This window comes from Halalkalibacter oceani, from assembly GCF_023715605.1.
Classification (GTDB): Bacteria; Bacillota; Bacilli; order Bacillales; family Bacillaceae_D; genus Halalkalibacter; species Halalkalibacter oceani.
This window is the reverse complement of sequence record NZ_JAMBOL010000087.1, coordinates 1-416: the sequence shown is the minus strand read 5'-3', so window position 1 is coordinate 416 and position 416 is coordinate 1. Positions and strand designations below refer to the sequence as shown.

At 32.9% G+C, this 416-nt stretch carries 1 pseudogene; it reads left to right on the top strand.

Annotated features, from left to right (window positions below):
• Positions 1-416, top strand: a pseudogene (locus tag M3202_RS22120) (glycosyltransferase family 2 protein); the annotation flags it as partial.

The window sequence follows — 416 nt, the reverse complement described above, 5'->3', positions numbered from 1 at the left end:
CGTATATACTGTTGAAAATGATACTACATGGCAAGGTAAGTCACATGCTTGTTGGCAAGGTAGCAAATATGCAACGCATGATTTATTAATGTTTGTGGATGCTGATGTTCAGTTTGCTTGTGATGATAGTATTCAAAATATAGCCAATCAATATGATTTACTAGGTGGTAAAGGTTTGTTGTCAATACAACCTTATCACAAGATAAAAAAGCTATATGAAAAGATATCGGCGATTTTTAATTTAATGACAATCGTAGGTATGAATCAATTTTCAATCACGAAATCAGCAAATAATGAGCAAGGCGCGTTTGGACCAGTCCTTGTGACAAATAAGCAAGATTATAAATTGACACAAGGACATTTGAAAGCTAAAAATCAAATCATTGAAGGCTTTGCAATAAGTAAAGCATATAATC